The sequence below is a fragment of the Nostoc sp. NMS2 genome (genome assembly GCF_017115105.1).
GTDB lineage: Bacteria > Cyanobacteriota > Cyanobacteriia > Cyanobacteriales > Nostocaceae > Nostoc.
Map to the genome: position 1 here is coordinate 79,743 of NZ_JABXKH010000137.1, position 21,178 is coordinate 100,920.

General features: G+C 41.7%; 15 protein-coding genes. 10 read left to right on the top strand and 5 right to left on the bottom strand.

Going from position 1 to position 21,178, the window contains the following annotated elements:
- Positions 1 to 29 precede the first annotated feature (29 nt).
- Together HWQ36_RS24855 and HWQ36_RS24860 are read left to right on the top strand one after the other, a co-directional pair.
- Positions 30 to 1,040, top strand: a complete 1,011-nt coding sequence (locus tag HWQ36_RS24855) for a hypothetical protein (protein WP_292707661.1) — start codon at positions 30 to 32, stop codon at positions 1,038 to 1,040.
- 31 nt (positions 1,041 to 1,071) lie between these two features.
- The gene (locus HWQ36_RS24860; protein ID WP_292707663.1) at positions 1,072 to 3,789 is read left to right on the top strand and encodes a dynamin family protein; all 2,718 of its coding nucleotides are present in this window, start codon (positions 1,072 to 1,074) and stop codon (positions 3,787 to 3,789) included.
- Positions 3,790 to 4,015: 226 nt separating this feature from the next.
- On the opposite strand, the gene HWQ36_RS24865 is transcribed toward HWQ36_RS24860, so the two are convergent.
- Positions 4,016 to 5,770: an N-acetylmuramoyl-L-alanine amidase gene (locus HWQ36_RS24865; protein WP_292707666.1), complete on the bottom strand. Its 1,755-nt coding sequence runs from the start codon at positions 5,768 to 5,770 to the stop codon at positions 4,016 to 4,018.
- 84 nt (positions 5,771 to 5,854) lie between these two features.
- Between HWQ36_RS24865 and HWQ36_RS24870 the strand changes: the two genes are divergently transcribed.
- Positions 5,855 to 7,492, top strand: a complete 1,638-nt coding sequence (locus tag HWQ36_RS24870; RefSeq protein WP_292707669.1) for a CTP synthase — start codon at positions 5,855 to 5,857, stop codon at positions 7,490 to 7,492.
- A 146-nt stretch (positions 7,493 to 7,638) separates the two neighbouring features.
- Positions 7,639 to 8,061: a hypothetical protein gene (locus HWQ36_RS24875; RefSeq protein WP_292707672.1), complete on the top strand. Its 423-nt coding sequence runs from the start codon at positions 7,639 to 7,641 to the stop codon at positions 8,059 to 8,061.
- Between the two features lie 598 nt (positions 8,062 to 8,659).
- On the opposite strand, the gene speB is transcribed toward HWQ36_RS24875, so the two are convergent.
- Both speB and HWQ36_RS24885 read right to left on the bottom strand, forming a co-directional pair.
- Positions 8,660 to 9,703: an agmatinase SpeB gene (gene speB / locus HWQ36_RS24880; protein WP_292707675.1), complete on the bottom strand. Its 1,044-nt coding sequence runs from the start codon at positions 9,701 to 9,703 to the stop codon at positions 8,660 to 8,662.
- A gap of 86 nt (positions 9,704 to 9,789) precedes the next feature.
- On the bottom strand, positions 9,790 to 11,382 hold the full coding sequence (locus tag HWQ36_RS24885) for an NAD(P)/FAD-dependent oxidoreductase (protein ID WP_292707678.1): 1,593 nt from the start codon (positions 11,380 to 11,382) through the stop codon (positions 9,790 to 9,792).
- Between the two features lie 227 nt (positions 11,383 to 11,609).
- Here HWQ36_RS24885 and HWQ36_RS24890 point away from each other — a divergent pair, with 227 nt between their 5' ends.
- The 5 genes from HWQ36_RS24890 (at position 11,610) to HWQ36_RS24910 (ending at position 19,723) form a co-directional block, all read left to right on the top strand.
- The gene (locus HWQ36_RS24890) at positions 11,610 to 11,789 is read left to right on the top strand and encodes a hypothetical protein (protein ID WP_292707681.1); all 180 of its coding nucleotides are present in this window, start codon (positions 11,610 to 11,612) and stop codon (positions 11,787 to 11,789) included.
- An 8-nt stretch (positions 11,790 to 11,797) separates the two neighbouring features.
- Positions 11,798 to 14,692 (top strand): COR domain-containing protein, encoded by a 2,895-nt coding sequence (locus HWQ36_RS24895; RefSeq protein ID WP_292707683.1) that lies wholly within the window; start codon positions 11,798 to 11,800, stop codon positions 14,690 to 14,692.
- A 483-nt stretch (positions 14,693 to 15,175) separates the two neighbouring features.
- Positions 15,176 to 17,833, top strand: a complete 2,658-nt coding sequence (locus HWQ36_RS24900; RefSeq protein WP_292707686.1) for an ATP-binding protein — start codon at positions 15,176 to 15,178, stop codon at positions 17,831 to 17,833.
- Between the two features lie 340 nt (positions 17,834 to 18,173).
- Entirely contained in the window at positions 18,174 to 19,340 is a 1,167-nt protein-coding gene (locus tag HWQ36_RS24905; protein WP_292707752.1) for a pyridoxal phosphate-dependent aminotransferase, read from the top strand.
- A gap of 176 nt (positions 19,341 to 19,516) precedes the next feature.
- A complete protein-coding gene (locus HWQ36_RS24910) occupies positions 19,517 to 19,723 on the top strand; it encodes a type II toxin-antitoxin system ParD family antitoxin (RefSeq protein ID WP_292707691.1) in 207 nt (68 codons plus the stop codon).
- A 60-nt stretch (positions 19,724 to 19,783) separates the two neighbouring features.
- On the opposite strand, the gene HWQ36_RS24915 is transcribed toward HWQ36_RS24910, so the two are convergent.
- Together HWQ36_RS24915 and HWQ36_RS24920 are read right to left on the bottom strand one after the other, a co-directional pair.
- On the bottom strand, positions 19,784 to 20,164 hold the full coding sequence (locus tag HWQ36_RS24915) for a transcriptional regulator (RefSeq protein ID WP_292707694.1): 381 nt from the start codon (positions 20,162 to 20,164) through the stop codon (positions 19,784 to 19,786).
- Between the two features lie 13 nt (positions 20,165 to 20,177).
- The gene (locus HWQ36_RS24920) at positions 20,178 to 20,471 is read right to left on the bottom strand and encodes a type II toxin-antitoxin system HigB family toxin (RefSeq protein ID WP_292707697.1); all 294 of its coding nucleotides are present in this window, start codon (positions 20,469 to 20,471) and stop codon (positions 20,178 to 20,180) included.
- A gap of 59 nt (positions 20,472 to 20,530) precedes the next feature.
- Here HWQ36_RS24920 and HWQ36_RS24925 point away from each other — a divergent pair, with 59 nt between their 5' ends.
- Positions 20,531 to 21,163, top strand: coding sequence for a hypothetical protein (locus HWQ36_RS24925; protein WP_292707699.1), 633 nt, complete (start codon positions 20,531 to 20,533; stop codon positions 21,161 to 21,163).
- Positions 21,164 to 21,178: the final 15 nt, after the last annotated feature.

Sequence of the window (21,178 nt, forward strand, 5' to 3'; positions counted from 1 at the left end):
GTAATACATCATACTAGATTGGTTTACCCATGTCTGACCAACAAGACCGTAATTCCGCTTTTAACGCTGCTGCCAACATTAACGTTCAACATGCTCAATTACAGGATTTATCCTTAAGTGCAGCCCGTAGATTATATAAAGGTGGGATTCGATCTGGTGATCCGATCAGAACCAGAGTGCAAGCCCAAGAAATGTTAGATAAAATCCCTCCATCTCAAAGAGCAGGGATTGATGGCAAATCTACTGATGTTAATACCCAAAAATATCTATCAGATAAACACGCTAGTCATATCAAAGCGCATAGCAAAGGCGGCTCAAATGATCCTAAAAATATCAAGTGGGAAAACGCCAAAGATAATTTAGCCCGTGGCGATAAACCCATGACTTCGCAGGAGCAAATGAGACTAGATGCTAAATGGCATTTTGATAATCTAACAGGTGCAGTTAAAGCAGGTGTTAAAGCAGCGCCTCTGGGGGCAGCCATTGGTGTAGCGACGACAGCACCATTTTCGTTACTAACCAACGCGCTGCGGGTAGTTCGGGGTGAAATTTCTGCACAAGAAGCCGCTATAGAAACATTGAAAGATACCGTAAAAGGCGGCACAGTTGGGGGTGTGACAGCGTTTGTAACCACAACAGTAGCAGCAGCTTGTCCACCAATTGCGATCGCTTTAACCGCAGCAGCACCAGTTTTAGCTGTTGTTGGAACTGCGGGTATGGTTTACGAGTTTTTCAAAATCCTCGATGACCATAAACAAACTGTGAAAATCTATTATGAATCTTTAACTCAGCAAGAATTAGAAAGATTACAAGCAATTGAAAATGAACTGATTTATGAACACCAGAAAAATCTAGAGTTTTTGGCTGAATCAGAAGCAATTAATCAAGAAATTACAAATCGTCCAATTGCACCGGGAATAGAAGGGGCTATGCAACGGTTACGTGAATCAGTTGCTATTGCTAAATCTCTAGGATTAACATCAGCAGATAGTAAATTGCTTGCTAGTTCTCAACTGCCTGATATTCTCACAGAACAATAGGGATTAAATTTTAGAGGATTACATAGTTTTTATGCTTCCTTTTGTTTTCGGCGCTCTTGGATTAGCTGTTGGAGCAGTTGTTGGTGCTTTTACTACTCATGCTGTTGGGGAAAGTGATAGACAAGCTGCCAAACATCATAGGACTGTTGCAAATGAACTAGCTGATAAATATACAAACTTGGAGCAAAAATACTATGAACTAGCTGATAAAAGCAAAAAGCAGATTCTTGGTTTAACTCGCCAGCACGCTTTAGATGAAGTTGAAAAAGATTGTTTGCGTTTAGCAGTTAGATTACAGCATAGTCTTATTTCTCTGATGTGGGATATTGATAGAGATCCAACAGAAGCGGCTTTGAAGGAATTTGTCAACGCAGTAGAACTTACAAATAATGTTCTCTGCAAAATAAATGAAGAGTTAATTTGTGTACCCAGTGACTATTATGCACGCAATCTTATTGCTGCTGTTCAACGCGAAATCATTGGGAAGCCAGTAGATTATCCAAATCCACCAAATATAAACAAGAAGGGAATTTCAATGAAATTAGAACCTAAAAATATGTCTGAACAAGAATTTCAAGAAACCCATAACAGAATTCGTGATACTGGCGATCAACTTTTAAAGTACTTGAAAGAACTTCGTGCTGGAAGATTCACAGAAGGAGATAGTACCCAAGGATTACAGAGCGTTGAAGATAATATTGCCAAAGCTTTAAAAGCCTTAGCCGAACAAAAATATCAGGTTGCTGTGATTGCAGCCATGAAAGCAGGTAAGAGTACCTTCTTGAATGCCATAATTGGTGCAGATGTCTTAGCAAGTGAATCAGAATCTTGTACAGTTTGTCGCACAGATATCCGTCCAATTGATGCCGGACAAACACCCAGACTTTTAGAATATCAAGCAGGTAAACGAGAACCTATAGTTTTAATAGAAGGTGAAGCAAGCGAAATTCGGCAAAGATTTTTAGAGCGTACCCATGAGATTAGAGCTAAAAAGAATGAAGATAATACTACACGCTTTGAATTAGAACATCCTATTGAAGCGATTAGTATAATGCCATCGCTGGCAGGTTTCACATTAGTTGATACTCCTGGCCCCAATGAGTGGGAGTCTGTCTCGTTTAACACAACTTCCTTAAAGCAGACTGCTTTAGAAGCTCTCCGAACCTGTGATGCCATATTATTTATTCTGGATTACACATCGTTTAGGGACAACACGAACTCAGAATTGCTTAAAGACTTAATTGAGCAGCGTAAAGAATTTTTAGCAGAGAATACAGGTAAGATTTACTTTATTCTTAATAAAGTAGATAGAAAAGCTGAGAGAGATAGACCTATTGCAGATGTTATAGAATCTTTAAGAATAAATTTAGTTGAATTTGGTATCCCAGAACCAATCATTTATTCAGTTAGTGGGTGGCAAGGGTTGTTATCCAAGCTTATTCAACAAGGCAAAGCAACTGATATTCATATTAAAGACTTTGAAGATTTTTTTAGTGCTAGATATGCCGAAAGAGATGAAAGAGGAAGACGCATCATTCCCTTACCAGAAGAAATTGCACCACAATCGTTAAATGATAGTGGTATTCCGAAAATTGAAGAAACAGTAGTTCAAACTATTACTCAAAATTCAGGATGGAATTTATTGAGTGATGTTTTAGATGAATTGAACAAAGCAGCCAAAGCTATTGACGAGACATTTATTACAGATATTCGAGGCTGGCAGTTAGAGTTTGAGGAACTACTACAAAAAATAGAAGAGTATAAAAAACACTCTGATTTAGCGAAAAATCAGGTGGCAACCGTAAAAAAGTCCGTAGAAGCACAAAAGCAAATTTTACTCAGTACATTCAGCCAAGGGATTAATAAATTTGCCGAAACTGCAAAAAAACGCATAGCATCAGAAATTGATAGAGTGGCTGACAATCAATTCAAAAAGGTTTCAAAGGACAAAAAAGGTCAAAATCTTGTCACATTTATATGGGATAAATTCAGTTCTATACTTGAAGAATCTTCCAGTTCTGATCCCTATAAAATCAAGGTTACAAACAAAAACGATGCTGAGAACATCGGTAAAACTATTAATAAGTACTGCACCCCTATCATACAAAGTTTTTGGTTGGATACTCAAGACAGACTAATTAGAGAGGCAACAATAATTCGTGAAGGTTTAGTTAAAAAAATCAAACTAGAAATACAGGCTATTTCTGATGAACTATCTGAATCTATTAAAAATGATTTGCAAGTAGAAATAGGTAATAATCCAATTCAATTTCCTGACTTTGAATTTTCTGGTATTGATGCTAAAATTCAACATCAGCAAGAAGTATTTACTAGAACTAAGAAAGAATCAAGGAAGAATAGCCGTTGCTGTGAATCAGATAAAGTGTATGAAGTAGATGTTTCGTATGAGGAAAAAGTATCTTACTATGAAATTGATTTACGACTGACCTCTCAAGGAATTCAGCAAAATATTGACTCACAAGTACAGAGAAACCTACAGTTGCTTCAGCGTGTTATTGAAAAACAAGTATCGGATGATTTTCGTGAAGGCGAAAAGCAAATCAATGACTACATTAATAGGTTTCAAGCTGAATTTGACTCTTTACTCAAACAACGGGCAACAAGGGAAGTAGAAGCTTCTGGGGTTATTGCTATTCTCGAAAGTCAAAGAATTAAAGTGAGTGAATATCTTAACGAATTAGTGTCTATTCGAGAAAATCTTGATAGTTGGAAACCAAGAAATCTATAGAATCCATTAAAAGGCTAAAGAATTATCTGAAGCCAATACTGAGTAACAGAAGTACATAGCATTAGCTTCAAGAACGCTTGTGGCATAGCTTTTTCAGCTTTGATACCACAAGCGTTTTTTACTTTTGATTTATTAAAATTATCAAAAATGACACGCCAAATCCTTACGGAGGCGATCGCACTCTACCAAATACAATGAGGGTAAAACTCTAGTTGTACCTCCAAATTTATCTCACACTCCTAAACCACTCAGTAATCCCCTGAGCGATCGCATCAGCCATTTTCTTCTGTTCCTCTGGGTTCACCACTTGCTCAAATTCATCGGGATTACTCATAAAACCCAATTCCAGCAACACCGATGGTGCAGCTGCTGGACGTGTCAGCGCTAGGTTATCCCAAAACACACCATAAGAAGGTTTGCCGAGTTTTTTAACAACATAAGTCTGTAAAAACATTGCCAGGTTATGCGCTTGGGGTTGATACCAAAAAGCGGCGAATCCCTTGGTTTTTTCGGCATCGCCATCATCGGGTAAAGAGTTGTGATGTATGGAAATAGCGATGCATGGTTCTTCTTGACTAATAATTGCCTGACGTTCTGCTAGCGAAACCTCTTTATCATCTTCCCGCGTCATCACTACCGTTGCTCCTCGCTTCACCAAATCGTCGCGCAGTAACTTAGATACCACCAAATTCACATCTTTTTCTAAATATCCAGTTGGGCCACTGGCACCAGATTCTTTACCGCCATGCCCTGGATCGAGTACAATCTTGAGATTAGCTAAAGGCCTGCGTCTTGTGTTCCCAATTTTAGGCGGATGACGCAAAGCCAAAACCAGGGTTGTACCGTCGTATCTCAGCTTATATCCCCACTGTTGAGCTTTTTTGAGGTTAAAGGTGTATTTTACTTGTTCTGGAGTCTCCTGTTGCCAATCTAGGCGAGAAATTAGGGGGTCATCATCCAGGCGAATAATGTCCGTTTGGGCAGTAGTATTGTAGAGAGTGAGAGCGACAGCTTTCTCACTTTGTTGCACGCTCACAGGTACGGGAACTTGTAAGGGGAAAAATATCTCTGTCGCACCAGGGAGTTGACGGTATCCGACACTGCGAATTATTGTCTGTGGCGGAATTGCACCAGGGAGAATGCGAGTTTCCTGACTATTAATCCAAGCGCCATAGTCTAGGCGCAACCATTCACCTTCCCTACCTGTTACTGTTGCGCGTGTGCCTTTAGGCAGTGGTGTGAGTCGAGAATAATCGGTGCTTGGGCCAGTGCGAGCAACGCCTGATTCTACTGTAACCTCAGAAACCGGCAACTCTGCTCTTGAGAGGATTTGAATTTTACCAGTTCCTGGTTGAGTTATTGTCTTGCCATTGAGTGTTAGTTGAAACTGAGGTTTTCCCAGATCGGCAGCTGTTGCCACTGTGGTACAACCTTTATAATTGCCTACGCTAGACTGGGCATGAGGCTGATTTTGCCCTGTTAGAGCTGCCAAATTGCTTGGTAGTTGTGCCTGTTGAGGTTGGGGTGAAAGGGCAATAGTTTGATTAGCCAGGGTTACAGAGACATTGGCGTTAGGGGGTGCTAACGCACTAAAACAAATTAGTTCTCCTGGTAGTCTGGCAATGTCAGCTGCGGGAGTCAGGGAATCTTTAGCAAAGGCTACCCCCTGTGGTAGTTCAGGGCTAGTGTTAAGCCTGATCACCTTAATCTTAAGTTCTTGATTCTGGCGACGCACAGTAAAAAGATTCTCCCCCAACTGCAAGGGGAAACTGGGGGAAAAATGACCAGCTTTGCTGCGGTTAATTGGCTTACTATTGATCAAAACCTCACCATCTGGTGGTGCAGTCCCCAGAAAAAAGATTTTTTGGGAACTCGTCTGGTAGTTTGTCTCGGGAAAAACGATTATAAGAGATGGATCTGCCAATGCTACGGAGGATGTGAGAATACAGCCTAATATTACTAATCCTAAAAGGTTTTTCACAGCAAATCACAGAAGATTACACCACAACAACTGTGGCACAATGACGGGATGTATTTTTAGAAGTTGTTAGAAATTCAAACTACTATGACTAAGTTTATCTTCGTAACTGGAGGCGTAGTTTCCAGTATTGGTAAGGGCATTGTAGCAGCAAGTCTAGGGCGTTTGCTCAAATCGCGCGGATATTCAGTGTCGATTCTCAAACTCGACCCTTATATCAATATCGATCCTGGCACGATGAGTCCCTTTCAGCATGGAGAAGTATTCGTTACCCAGGATGGTGCGGAGACAGATTTGGACTTGGGGCATTACGAACGCTTCACCGATACTTCAATGTCGCGCTTGAACTGTGTAACTACTGGCTCGATTTACCAGGCAGTCATCAATAAAGAGCGGCGCGGAGAGTACAATGGCGGGACTGTACAGGTTATTCCTCATATTACCAATGAAATAAAAGAGCGAATTCTGCGAGTTGCTAAAAGTACAAACCCATCTGTAGTAATTACAGAAATCGGCGGGACGGTGGGAGATATTGAATCACTGCCGTTTTTGGAAGCGATTCGCCAGTTTCGCAAAGAGGTGGGACGGCAACATGTACTCTATATGCATGTAACGCTGGTACCGTGGATTGCCTCTGCTGGTGAGATGAAAACTAAGCCAACACAGCATTCAGTTAAGGAACTGAGATCCATTGGGATTCAACCAGATATTTTAGTTTGTCGGAGCGATCGCCCCTTACCCAAGGGATTAAAGCAAAAATTGTCGGGATTTTGCGATGTGCCCGAAGAATGCGTCATCACTTCCCAAGATGCCAAAAGTATCTATGAAGTACCCCTGAATCTGGAACGGGAAGGAATGGCAGAACAAGTGCTGAAGTTGCTGCAAATGGAGCAACGCAAACCAGATTTGACACAGTGGCAAACCTTGGTACAACGGTTACATACTCCCAAGCACGAGCTAGAAATTGCCATTGTCGGCAAATATGTGCAGTTAAGTGATGCCTATCTATCTGTAGTGGAAGCATTAAACCATGCTGCAATTTCCACTTATGGCAAACTGCGCCTGCGTTGGGTGAACTCAGAAGATTTGGAAAATGAACCAGCCGAAACTCATCTTGAGGGTGTCGATGGCATAGTTGTACCAGGAGGTTTTGGTGTTCGGGGAGTGGATGGCAAAATTGCCGCCATTAAATACGCGCGCGATCGCCAAATTCCCTTTTTGGGTTTATGCCTGGGAATGCAATGTTCTGTAATTGAATGGGCTAGGCACATAGGGGGATTAACAGATGCTAATAGTGCTGAATTTGACCCCCATACAACGAATCCGGTAATTAATTTATTGCCAGGACAGCAGGAAGTTGTCGATTTAGGGGGTACAATGCGCTTGGGGCTATATCCTTGTCGTGTTCTTCCTGATACATTGGCTTTCAAGCTTTATCAAGAAGATGTAATTTATGAACGACATCGACATCGCTATGAGTTCAACAATGCTTACCGCGATCTTTTATTAAAGTCCGGCTATGTGATTAGTGGTACTTCTCCCGATGGACAGTTAGTTGAAATTGTGGAATTACCCAAGCACCCATTCTTTCTGGCTTGCCAATTTCATCCAGAATTTCAATCGCGTCCTAGTAGCCCTCATCCTTTATTTAAAGGGTTTATTCAAGCAGCGATCGCTCTTTCTCTGTCAACTTCAGGTACACCAACACCATTGGAGGTTTCTTAACAATTCGTAATTCGTAATTCGTAATTCGTAATTCAAAATTAATTTTTTAGATTTTGAATTAGTGCATAACAACATTAACTTAGGGCTTCAGTAGATTTGGATATACAGGGTGCATCATTCGTAAATTTCGGACTTGAGGAGATGTTGTGGCGTACTGGGTGAAAATCCTTTACGAGAGGAGAGAATATGTAGTGAATTTTGAACGTGTCCATGCTTTTTGTTATGAAGTAAATGGCAGGGTTACTTTTTGGCTACCCGATAGTGCCATTCCAATAGTAATTAATCCACAAAGTAACCTAGAAGATTATCAAAAGATTCTCGATTATTTAGAATGTGTGACAACTTTAGAATTAGACCATGCCCACTGGGTGAAAATCCTTTACGAAAAAAACGAATATGTAATTAATCTCAACTGCATCAGTTCCTTTTGTCATGAACAGAATGGCAGGATAACTTTCTGGTTGCCAGATGGCACTATCCCCATCATCATCAACCCTGTGAGTAATCCTGAATCATATCAAAAAGTTGTGCAATACGTTCACAAGGCAACGGGCTATTCTTTATCTTAAAATTTTAGATTTGGGATTTTAGATTTTAGATTGACTCCAGCAATCAAGTCATATCAAGTTCGGGTGATTACTTGTAATAAAATCTATCAATGTTAGGTTGGGTTGAACGGCAGGGAAACCCAACATGAACAAGGATACAATGTTGGGTTTCGTTCCTCAACCCAACCTACAGATACTATAAGTGTTTAACCGAACCTGATATCAGAAGCTTGTCATTTAATTTTAGATTTTCGACTTTCCTGTGGAACGCTACGCAAACGGTGTGAGGGTAGCTCGACTGAGCGATCGCAGAACGTCTCAGTCGAACGATTTTAGTAACTCAACAATTCCAGTTCCAATACTGCGTAGGTTTTGAGTCGATCCCCCCAACCCCCCGATAAATTGGGGGGCTAAAAATGCCTTATCTTCCCCCTTTTTAAGGGGAGCCACTGCGGTCTTGGGGTCTCCCCCGCCGCAGGATGCGCGAAGCGCTGTAGTGAAGCAAGTGGCGTGGACTAAGGGGGATCTCCAATGACTATCCATCTTAACCAAGAAGTATTGATTCCTGTTCCAATTACGAATTACGAACTTGTACTGAGCGTAGCCGAAGTATTACGAATTACGAATTCTGCTGAGACAAATCCATCAAATTTGCCAGCTTGTAAACTACCCGCGCTCCAACATTACCATCCCACTCCGCATCCCCGACTTCACAGATATCAAAGCCAATAATTTTTCTACCACTCTTGACTAATTCCCGGAAGAGAAAAAATGTTTGCTCTAATTCCAATCCACCCGGAACAGGAGTACCTGTACTGGGACAGAGTTTGGGATCTAGACCATCGACATCAAAGCTAATGTAAACAGACTCAGGTAAATGACTGATAATTTCTCGGCATAAATCAAGCCAAGTTGTTCCAGAGTAAAGCTTTTGTTTAATGGCTGGGTCGTAATATGCAATAATGCGACTATCAGATTGGTCAATCATTTGCACTTCATCATGACTAATATCACGCAAACCCACTTGCACTAACTTGGAAATTTGCGGTATTTTCATCGCATTAAACATAATCGAAGCATGAGAAAACTCAAATCCCTCGTAGGCATCGCGTAAATCTGCGTGGGCATCAATGTGCAAAATGCCATAGTTGGGGTAGTTAGCTGCTAATGCTTGGAAATAACCTAACGGCGAACTGTGATCTCCACCAATAACTGCAACTCGCTTACCCTTGTTAATTGCTTCTTGGCAATTTTCAAACAGCCATTGATTTACCCGTTGCCCAGCCTGATTAATTTCTGTGAGGACAGGTGTTAAATCTGGTGTATCTGAGAGTTCTTTACCTTGGGCTAATCGTTCAATAATTTTTGCTGCCAAGGCGCGGTAGTATGTATTCTTCTCTAAAATATCTTGGGGAATTTCCACCATGAAAATTCCCTGCTTCCAACCATTAGGGTTATCGAAATCGAACAAATCTAATTGAGTTGAAGCATCGAGAATTCGCTGGGGGCCGTTAGCTGTGCCTGAGCCATAAGAAACAGTGACTTCCCACGGCACACCAAAGACAATCAGGTTTGCAGACTCATAATCGCAGGGCAAACCTAAGAGGTTGCCATTTATTTCACCTACGCCGCTAGGATTGTAGTCTTGTAGTTGATTACTCATCGATTATCTTCTGGATTTACGTGGATAGACAGCACGCCGCCTAGTGGACATCTGCATTCTAATCAAAATTTTTCACAGGCGGTAAACTACAGCGCCTCTATTACTTGGTCAAAATTGCGGCGATACACCTGTTGGCAGTACTCTTGCCACTCTTTATCTGACGAGTGGGGCGATCGCTTTAATGTTGCCTCTTGGACGTATGCCATGAATGGGCGACGAAGACACTCATATTTATTAAAGGCTTTGGCTATAGCTTGCAGATCGTTCCAGTTATTCTCCTCAGCAATTTTAGCGATTAGTGTTGTAACTATTAGTGCATCTTCCAATCCTTGATTAGCTCCTTGAGCCATGAAGGGAGGCATTCCATGTGCGGCATCGCCAACTAAGACGATTCGCTCTCCACTCCAGGCTGGTGGAATTTTGGCAGGATTAGCTTCAATATTGAGGTCTGTTGGGTGAGAAACTTGTCGAGAATCCGAAATGGTAGCGCGGTGAATGTAGTATGGACGCTGCTGCATTTTGTCAGGAGAAGACATACGCACTAATTGCTTAATCGGATCGGGAAAGCCCGCTTTTTCCAATTCCTGCAAAGCTAAGTCAATTAAAGAACTTTCAGACTTTCCTTGCAACAATTCTAAAGGCAAAGCAAGATGTATTATGTACCCAACTTTACCAGTTGGTCTGCGAAATAATATTATCCTGATGTTATTTATATAAACAGAATTTCCAGTTATTTCATCATTAGTGATTGTTACAAGTGGTGAGTCTTGAAAGAAATCTTCTTCTAGTTTCGTGTATAATTCCTTTGGTACTTCAGCTATTTCCCTACAAAATATAGCTGCAAATCCAGAGTATTCAGGTCGGGCAAAATCATGATATTGAGTATCTGTGTAAAGCAGTCTACGAACTGTAGAATTAATCCCATCTGCTGCAACAATTAGTTTAGCTCTAATCGATTTTGTTACGATTTCTTGGGGGTCAATATCTGAGTTTTGGGGCTGCGGATCGTTATCTTTCTGCCCATCTGTCCAATATGCATAAGGGTTGGCTTCTATTCCTGTGTCACCTACACAATCTATGCGGACACAACCTTTTTCTGGCTCATTCACAACATTAATACAACGGTGATTAGCTTTAACTCGGTCTTGTGGAAGTAGCTGTCTAAGGGTTGTCTGCAAATTGTACCAAGAAATTGATACTCGACCCTCGCCATAATCTTTAAACCAGTCATCGAAACTAAGCGATATTGACTGAATTATCTCCCCCTGTAAATTTTTATAAGCCCATTGGGGTGAAGCTTTTGGGGGTTGTTGCTCTTGAGTCGATTTGACAGTTTTCCCATCATTAGACTGCTTGGGATTCAATAAACCAAGTCCAGTTTTTTTGACTTCTTCGTAAGCGTTGGGATCTAAATGTTTGAGAGATTGTAATCCATTAGGGAGAAGATCCAATGTTTGTCCAACTTGACGAAAGGCGCGAGTTTGATCGATGACAAGGAAATTTTCAATACCACGTTTACGTAAGCCAATGGCAGTTGCTAACCCAATAGGCCCAGCGCCAACCACTACAACATCGTAGATTTCTTGAGAGGTAGAAGAGGAGATAACAGATGCAGGTAAGGTATCAGCTTTGGTTGATGTGTTTGTATGTGGATGAGGACTTGATTGAGTTTCTGGCATATTTATACATTGGATAGAAGCTGGACAATGTGGAAAGCTATAGCCATCAAGTTACATAGGATTACACAACAATATTAGAATCAAATACAAAAAGTAAATATACCTGGCGATTAGAAAGCACGGCTATACAAACGAAGTCCGCCTACGCGGACTAATCAAAATCAAGGGTTCCTTAATCCACGTTCGCGTAGCGTTCCGTTCGCGCAGCGTCCCGTAGGGAAGGAAAGGTGGGTTTTGCCTGTGTAGACGCGGTTTCTAACCGACCTTTTAACTTGCGATGTCTACGACGAGCTACGCTAACGCACATTGCCTCAATGCAATCCTTGATAAAGGCTACATTATTAATTAGCTCAATTTCTCTGCTGCGCGTCCAGGCAGCAACTCGTCGTCAGGCATCGCCTCTGTAAAACCCGAAATGACTAACGAAGAACTGCTGCAAATCATTAAAAAAGCTGCCAGAGACAAAGCGACAACATTAAACCTTTCTGGCAGAAACTTAACGAGACTGCCAGCAGAGATTGGTCAACTCTCCAACCTCAGGGAGCTTTACCTCGACTCAAATCAACTGACGACGCTGCCAGCAGAGATTAGTCAACTCTCCAACCTTAACGAGCTTGACCTTAGCTCCAATCAACTGACGGGACTGCCAGCAGAGATTGGTCAACTCTCCAACCTCAACGAGTTTTACCTCTACTCAAATCAACTGACGACGCTGCCAGCAGAAATTGGTCAACTCTCCAACCTTAGCAAGCTTTACCTCTACTCCAATCAACTGACGACGCTGCCAGCAGAAATTGGTCAACTCTCCAACCTCAGCCAGCTTGACCTCAGCTACAATCAACTAACGACGCTGCCAGCAGAAATTGGTCAACTCTCCAACCTCAGCCAGCTTTACCTCAGGGACAATCAACTAACAACGCTACCAGCAGAGATTGGTCAACTCTCTAACTTCAGCGTGCTTTACCTCAACTCCAATCAACTAACAACGCTGCCAGCAGAGATTGGTCAACTCTCCAACCTCAGCCAGCTTTACCTCAGTTCCAATCAACTGAGGATGCTGCCAGCAGAGATTGGTCAACTCTCCAACCTCAGCGAGTTTTCTCTCAGGGACAATCAACTAACGACGCTGCCAGCAGAGATTGGTCAACTCTCCAACCTCAGGCAACTTCACCTTGACTTTAATCAATTGAGGACGCTGCCAGCAGAGATTGGTCAACTCTCTAACCTCAACGAGCTTTACCTTAGATCGAATCAATTGACGACGCTGCCAGTAGAGATTGGTCAACTCTCCAACCTAAAAACGCTAAGGCTTCATGGTAATCCAGTCCCAATTTCACCCGAAATTTTAAGTTCAGCTAATGCGAAAGAAATTCTAGATTTTTATTTTCGTGTGCAAGATCCAAAAGAGACTGAACTTTTATATGAAGCAAAATTGCTCATTGTGGGTGAAGGGGGAGCGGGTAAAACCTCTCTAGCCAAGAAAATTGCCAGCAAAGCTTATGAACTTCAACCAGATGAAAAATCAACTGAAGGCATTGATGTTATTCAGTGGAAATTCAGACTGCCTAATGGACAAGATTTTCGTGTCAATATTTGGGACTTTGGCGGACAAGAAATCTACCACCACACACACCAGTTTTTCCTTACCGAACGTTCTCTCTATGTATTAGTTGCTGATACTCGCCAAGAAAACACAGATTTTTCTTACTGGCTCAAGGTTGTGGAACTCTTGAGTGATAATAGCCCCGTCCTCATTATCAAAAATGAAAAACAAGACCGTCAGTGCGAAGTCAATGAGCGGCAATTGCGGGGAGAATTTACTAACCTCAAGGAAACTCTTGCAACTAATCTAGCCACCAATCGAGGTTTAGCCCAAATTAAAGACGTTATTGGGCAATACATAAGCAAGCTTCCCCATGTCGGTACTCCTTTACCAAAACTCTGGGTAAGAATTCGAGCCGCCCTAGAAAACTATTCTCGCAATTACATTAGCGTCGAAGAATATTACAACCTTTGCCGAATGAATAGTTTAAGCGATCGCAAAGATATGCTGCAACTCAGCCGCTATCTACATGACCTTGGGGTTTGTTTGCACTTTCAGGGCGATCCACTTTTAAAAAATACTGTTATTCTCAAACCAGAATGGGGCACTAGCGCCGTCTACAAAGTTCTGGACAATAAGCAAGTCATAGAAAATAAAGGTCGTTTTTCTAAGAATGATCTCGCAGATATTTGGCAAAACGTAGAGTATGCCGATATGCAAGACGAACTGCTACATTTGATGATGCGATTTAAGCTCTGCTATGAAATTCCAGGTAATCGGGAAAATTATATTGCACCTCACCTACTTTCTACCAATCAGCCTGATTTCAATTGGGATCAATCTAACAATCTAATTCTGCGCTACACTTATGAGTTCATGCCGAAAGGTATTCTTACCCGCTTTATTGTCGAAATGCATTCTTTAATTGAACAACAAACCCTTGTTTGGAAAACAGGCGTTGTTCTCAGTGAAGGTCAAACCCGCGCGAAAGTGATTGAAAACTACAATCAACGAGAAATAAAAGTTCGCGTAGCAGGAAATCGCAAGAAAGACTTGCTAATACGTATTACTCATGAACTAGATAAAATCCATAATTCTTACGAACGCCTGAGATATCAAACACTTGTTCCTTGCAACTGTGAAAACTGTAAGGCTAGTCAAACGCCTTATTTTCACCGCCGAGACGTGTTGTACAAATTCCGAGACAAAAATCGCTACCAAATCCAGTGCCAGGATAGCGGTGATATGGTAGATATCCGCAGACTAATCGACGATGTTTTACCGACTTCACCGAATTTAGAAATACATACGTCTGAACCCTTAACTAGAAATCAAGTGTTCATTAGCTATAGTCATCAAGATCAGGAGTGGCTTACTAAACTCCAGAAACACCTCAAACCAATAATTCGTAACCAAAGTATGCTGGTGTGGGACGATACTAAGATTCAACCTGGTGCTAAGTGGCGAAAAGAAATTGAAAATGCTTTAGTAGCAGCAAAAGTGGCAGTATTGTTGGTTAGCCCAGATTTTTTAGCATCAGACTTTATTGCTGATAATGAGTTACCCCCATTGTTGGATGCGGCTGAAGCTGAAGGACTCACGATTATTTGGATACCGTTGAGTTCTAGCGGCTATGACGAAACAGAAATTGAAAAGTATCAATCAGCGCACCCTCCCAATAAACCTTTAGACAGCCTGAACTTAGCACAACAGAATGAAGCTTGGGTGGCTATCTGTAAGAAGATTAAAGCAGCAGTTGCCCGGTAGAAGATGACTAAGATTTTTTCGTTGTGGTAATGCAATACGTTTGGGTTAAGGCTTGATAAATTTATATTACTAGCCCTGGCGACTAGAAGTCGCGCGCCAGGTGCTTCAAGTCGGGCATTGCCCGCCCAACGCACTGGCTTGGCTATACAGACAAAACCCACCTCCGTGGGTTAAGAGTATTTTTTTAATTGGAAGTTCCTAAAGTTTTGTTCTTTTACTAGAAGTGGTATATTGGCACTTGATCCGACCGAGTACAAACTATAGCGCTTCTCGAATGGAAGCAATACACTTTGACCTCACTTCCATTCCTCTCTCCTAAAAGGAGAGAGGCTTTGAATTTTACTCCCCTTCCCTTGTAGGGAAGGGGCTGGGGGTTAGGTCTGTATTCCATACAATTGAGAACCGCTATATGCATAAGCCCGCAGAACAGCGAAGTCAAGGTGTTGTACTCACTACTACAGGACAAGAAAGGAGAGTGGGCTTATGAACAAAAATATTGGGCAAAGTGGTGTTTTTCCCCTGTTTAAAGGTGTACCTTTACGTCGCATTCTCGTAGTGTTGTTTCTGCTGCAAATCTTGCTAGCTGTGGGATTGACTGCATACTTATCAATTCGCAATGGGCAAAAGGCAGTCAATGAGGTAGCTAGCGAATTGCGTTATGAAGTCGCTAATCGAGTAGAGCAAAATTTACAGGCTTATCTCTCTACCTCGCGTCAAGTACTGCGCGGTAATCAAAATGTCATTGACATCGGGTTGCTGAAGATGGAAAATCTGGCAACCTGGGAGTCATACTTAATCAAGCAGTTAGAGATTTTTCCTGATGCTGTAATTTTAACGGCAAGTAATGAACAGCAAGAACACTTAGCGGTAGAAAAGCTCAACGATCGCCAATATTTACTCAGAAAAGCTGATAAGTCAACTGGTTACGACCTCTACACCTACAAAATTGACTCTCTTGGTCAACGTACCCAGCTACCAGAGGTAATCAAAAACTATGATGCGCGATCGCGTCCTAATTATCAAGCAGCAGTTACCGCTAAACAATTCAGCTTTAGTCAGATTTTTCCATCCATCACCGAACCAACCCTTCTGATTAGTGGATCTCAACCTATACATAACTCCCAAGGTGAGTTACTCGGAGTCAACAGCACTCTAACTCATATATCACAAATCGGGGATTTACTGCAAAATATTAAAGTTGGCAAGTCTGGGCAAGTTTTTATTATCGAGCGATCGGGGCTATTAGTAGCAACTTCCACAACTGAAGAACCATTCCGCCTACAAAATGGTAAACCGGTTAGGTTGGCAGCTTCCCAAAGCGGGAATTCTTTTACTCAAGCAAGCGCTAAATATTTAGAAACTAAATTTAGTAACTTTGACCAAATTAAGAGTTTACAGCAACTAGATTTTTCTTTTGACGGCAAACGAAAATTTTTAGAAATTAGACCGTTGCAAGGCGAACCAAATGTCAATTGGTTAATTGTGGTAGCTGTCCCAGAAGCAGATTTTATGGGACAAATCGATCGCAACACTCAAACTACAATTTTTCTCTGTCTGGGAGCATTGGGATTAGCTACTTTACTCGGAATTATCACCGCCCGTTGGATAACTCAGCCAATTTTGTACTTCAGCACGGCGACAAAAGATTTAGCTGATTTCACCAATGGGGAAGACTCGGTAGTGATTGTACAAGGCATTAAAGAAGTAGAAATGCTGGGTAAATCTTTCAACGAGATGATTCAGCATTTACGTAAAACCTTTATTGCACAGATTACTAAAAATGAAGAGTTAGAATTGCAAGTTAAACAGCGAACTGAAGAATTACAGCAAGAGATTCAAAAAAGTATTAACAGTGAGCAAAAGCTAAAACAGCATAATCTGGCGTTGGCAGAACTGGCAAATCACAGGGCAATTTCAGAAGGAAATCTGGAAACAGCATTTAAAGTCATAACCGAGAAAGCAGCGAATGCTTTAGAAGTAGAGCGAGTGGGTGTATGGTTATTCAATAGCGATGCCGATGCTGGGCTGCGCCAAACCAAACTACAATGTATAAGTCTCTATGAACGTAGCAATCAGAAACATTCGGCAGGTTTAGAACGCAATCGTGCAGATTATCCCATCTACTTTAAATCCCTGACATCTGCCCGCATCATTGCTGTTACCGATACTCGCACCGATTTACGCATACAAGAATTATGGGATGAATTGCTAGAACGAAAGAATATTACATCCCTAATTAATACCTCCATTTGGGTTGGGGGCGAAGTGGTGGGAACAGTATTGTATGAACAGATTGATATTCCTTGGATATGGGAACTAAGCGAGCAAAACTTCGTTAGCTCAATAGCTGAATTTGTTGCTTTAACTTTAGAAGTCTGCGAGCGCAAAAATGCAGAATCCGCTTTGCGTGAGGCGAAAGAAGCTGCCGAAGTCGCCAATCGTGCCAAAAAAACCTTTTTAGGAAATATGAGCCATGAATTGAGGACTCCCTTAAGCTCTATTATTGAAATTGCAGAAGCACTCCAAGATGAAGTGTACGGTACTGTAACCGAAGAACAGCGTCAGTTCTTAAATACCCTCAAATCTAGCGGTAAAAACTTACTAGAATTAATTAATCAAATCCTTGAGCTTACCGATATTGAATCCAGCAAAATAGAACTGCAACTAGCGGCTACTTCGATCCTAGAATTATGTGACTCTAGTATTAGTTTCGTCAAAAATTTAGCGTTACAGAAAAATATCCAACTGAGTGTACAAATCCCTGAAGAACTCGAACCTATTGAAATTGACGAGCGCCGCATCCGCCAGGTATTTATCAACCTGTTGAGCAACGCTATCAAGTTTACTCACGACGGAGGCAAAGTTTGGATTGAAGTTCAGCCAAATTCTACAAACGAGTATATCTTTTTTAGCGTGGTAGATACGGGTATTGGTATGCTTTCCGATGACCTTTTCCGATTATTTCAACCTTTTATACAAGTTGAAAATCCCTCTACTCGTCGTTCCGCAGGTATGGGTTTAGGATTGGTGATGGTGCAAAAAATCGTCGAGTTGCATGGTGGTACTGTCCACGCCGAAAGTCAGTTAGGCAAAGGTAGTCGATTTACAGTTAAACTTCCGTGGAAAAAGACCGGGGAGTAAGGTGTAGGGAATAGGGAGTGGGCATTGGTGTCAACTTAAGTTCAAATTATCCCACAAGCATTTTACCGAAGAAGAATTCAGAATACATCCGCCTGAATCCAGAATGGATTCTGTGCGACTGGATGTCCAAGGGAGGTTTAAAGCCCCCGATTTTAAACGCGCGTGATATTAATTCTTTCCGTGGCTGTTACCCCTGACTTGACTGCTGGGGTATTCTGAATTCTGTCTTCTGACTCCTTCTCATCATTCCCCATTGCCCAACGAATTCAGAAAAAACAAATCTTGGTAGAGATTCTGGGATATCCTTAGATAAGTGAAAGATTTGCCAAAAATAGTAAGAATGAAGCTGGCAGCAAGAGTAAGTCAGGTAACACCTTCATTAACCTTAGCGATCGCAGCCAAGGCTAAGGCATTGAAGGCAGAAGGAATAGATGTTTGTAGTTTTAGCGCTGGAGAACCAGATTTTGATACCCCAGCGCATATTAAAGCCGCAGCAGTCAAAGCTTTGGAAGAAGGCAAAACCAAGTATGGTGCAGCCGCCGGAGAACCAAAGTTAAGGGAAGCGATCGCCCATAAGCTCAAAAATGATAACGGTCTTGATTACAAGTCGGAGAATGTCATCGTCACCAACGGCGGTAAGCATTCTCTGTACAACTTGATGGTGGCGCTAATTGACCCAGGTGATGAGGTAATTATTCCTGCACCCTACTGGCTAAGTTATCCCGAAATGGTGACTTTAGTCGGTGGAGTTTCAGTAATTGTGCCCACAGATGCTACGACGGGTTATAAAATTACTCCCGAACAACTCCGTAAAGCAATCACCCCGAAGACGAAGTTATTTATCCTCAACTCTCCATCTAATCCCACAGGGATGGTTTACACGCCAGACGAAATCAAAGCACTGGCGCAGGTAGTAGTTGATGCAGATATCTTTGTCGTCTCCGATGAGATTTACGAAAAGATTCTCTACGACGGTGCAGAACATATCAGCATCGGTTCTCTTGGGAAGGAAATTTTTGACCGCACTTTAATTAGTAATGGGTTTGCGAAGGCGTATTCCATGACTGGGTGGCGTATCGGTTATTTAGCGGGGCCAGTGGAAATCATTAAAGCAGCGAGTACCATCCAAGGGCATAGTACATCTAACGTGTGTACCTTTGCTCAATATGGTGCGATCGCAGCGCTACAAAGTTCTCAAGATTGCGTCGAAGAAATGCGCCAAGCCTTCGCCAAACGCCGACAGGTAATGCTAGACAGACTCAACGCCATTCCCGGATTGAGTACCGCCTCACCAGATGGCGCGTTTTATCTGTTCCCTGATATCAGCAAAACCGGTCTAAAATCCCTAGAATTTTGTGACGCTTTGCTAGAAAAACATCAAGTTGCAGTCATTCCCGGCATTGCTTTTGGCGCTGATGACAACATTCGCCTTTCATACGCCACAGATATGGCAACCATTGAAAAGGGAATGGATAGATTAGAGAAGTTTGTCAAGTCGCGTGTTTAGTCATTTGTCATTTGTCATTTGTGAGGAGAATTTATCAACTCTTCAACTTTTGAACTCCACCTTTTCAACTCAGAACGGGTGGAGTTCGTTTTCAAGCTTAATGTTCCGAGTTCTTTCCCTTTCCTCCACTTCCCCTCTTTCCATCCCTTCATAAGGCTAGAATATTAACAATTTCCTTGACCGATTCAATGAAAGCTTTTGTTGAAGAACAAGTCACCAAAGGTGGTTACAATTCGGTAAGTGAGTACCTTCAAGAGTTAATCTATCAAGACAAAAAACGCAAGGAGCAAGAACATTTAGAGTCACTTTTAATTGCCGGACTGGAAAGTGGAGAGGCTATCGAAGTAACTGATGAATGGTGGGAGCAAAAACGCACGAGTTAGGAGGCAGGGGGTTAGGAGTATCAATTAAAACTTTAGTTCTGGGTTAAAGTTAAATCACCATTAAGCTGAATTTTGCATCAAAGGGTATGGTTGAATTAAAATCTGTACCGGAATCCCCAATTGTTGATGTAAACCCCGAATCATCTCCAAGGTTAGCGCCTGCTTGCGATGCAAAATATCCGAAATTTCTGCTTGACTGCCAATAACAGGCTCTAATTCATCTACAGACAAGCCACGAGATTCGAGACAATATAAGATTGCTTCAATAGGATCTGGTGCTTCGATTGGGTAATGCCTTTGCTCGTATGCTTCCACAAGCGTAGTTAAAACTTCCAATCGGTCAGACTCTGGTGTATTTATTTCTGCATCAAACAATCTTTCAATTTCATCAAGTGCAGCACGATAATCAGCTTCGGTACGGATTGGACGGGTTTCAAGCATAGGTATTACTGTCTCAAATACTTGTTGCATCTACGTTATCGTATTCTTTATGCGTTCCCAGAAAACGAATAAAAATAATTCCAATATCATAACGAACGTGAACAATTAAGCGGTAATCATTACCTTTGATATTAAAAACAACACGGTTATTAGCAATAATACTAGCATTGCGATAAGTGCTTTTGATATTTGCCGGACTATCCCATTCTGCGCGAGATGCTTCATCAAACCAAGCCTTTAATGACTGTTCAGCATCGGGATATGCTTCCCAAAACTTTCGTAAAGCACTACGGGCAATGATTCGCATAATGAGATAATTACAGCGTTACGATACATAAATATACTTGAAACCTTTACCAATGACAAATGACAACTGAACGTCACCGTCCCCCGATACTTAAACCAAATGAATTCTACACATTCCGCAGCTATTTTCAAATGAAATTTGCTCCTGCTGATATTTTGCGGGAATTAGGAGTAACTTTAACTAAATCTTCAATCAATTTACCTGTAGCTGCTTCAGAATTACTGACTCGTTTACCAGACTTACACCAACGCCTAGAAGAAGCGATCGCTCGTGTTAGTCTAACTAGTGAAGCCGCTAGACGCGAAGTACTAATCGCACCCATTTTATTAGAAGTAGCGCACATCACAAAAGCAACAGTTAATATTGAGTACCCCATTGAAGTTAGTCAGTACCTCAGAGGTGACTTAGATTACTATCTGGAGTCAAAGCACAATGTCTTAGTAGTAGAAGCAAAACAGGCAGATTTAACACGGGGATTTACCCAGTTAGCAACGGAGTTGATTGCTTTAGATACGTGGGTAGAATCAGATGAGCCAATCTTGTATGGTGCTGTAACTACTGGGGATATTTGGCAGTTTGGTAATTTTGATCGTCAAGAGAGAAAAGTGAGTCAAGATTTAATGTTGTATCGAGTACCAACTGATTTAGAAATCTTGATGCAGATTTTAGTAGGAATTTTGATGCAAGGTTAAAAAGCCTAAAAGTTA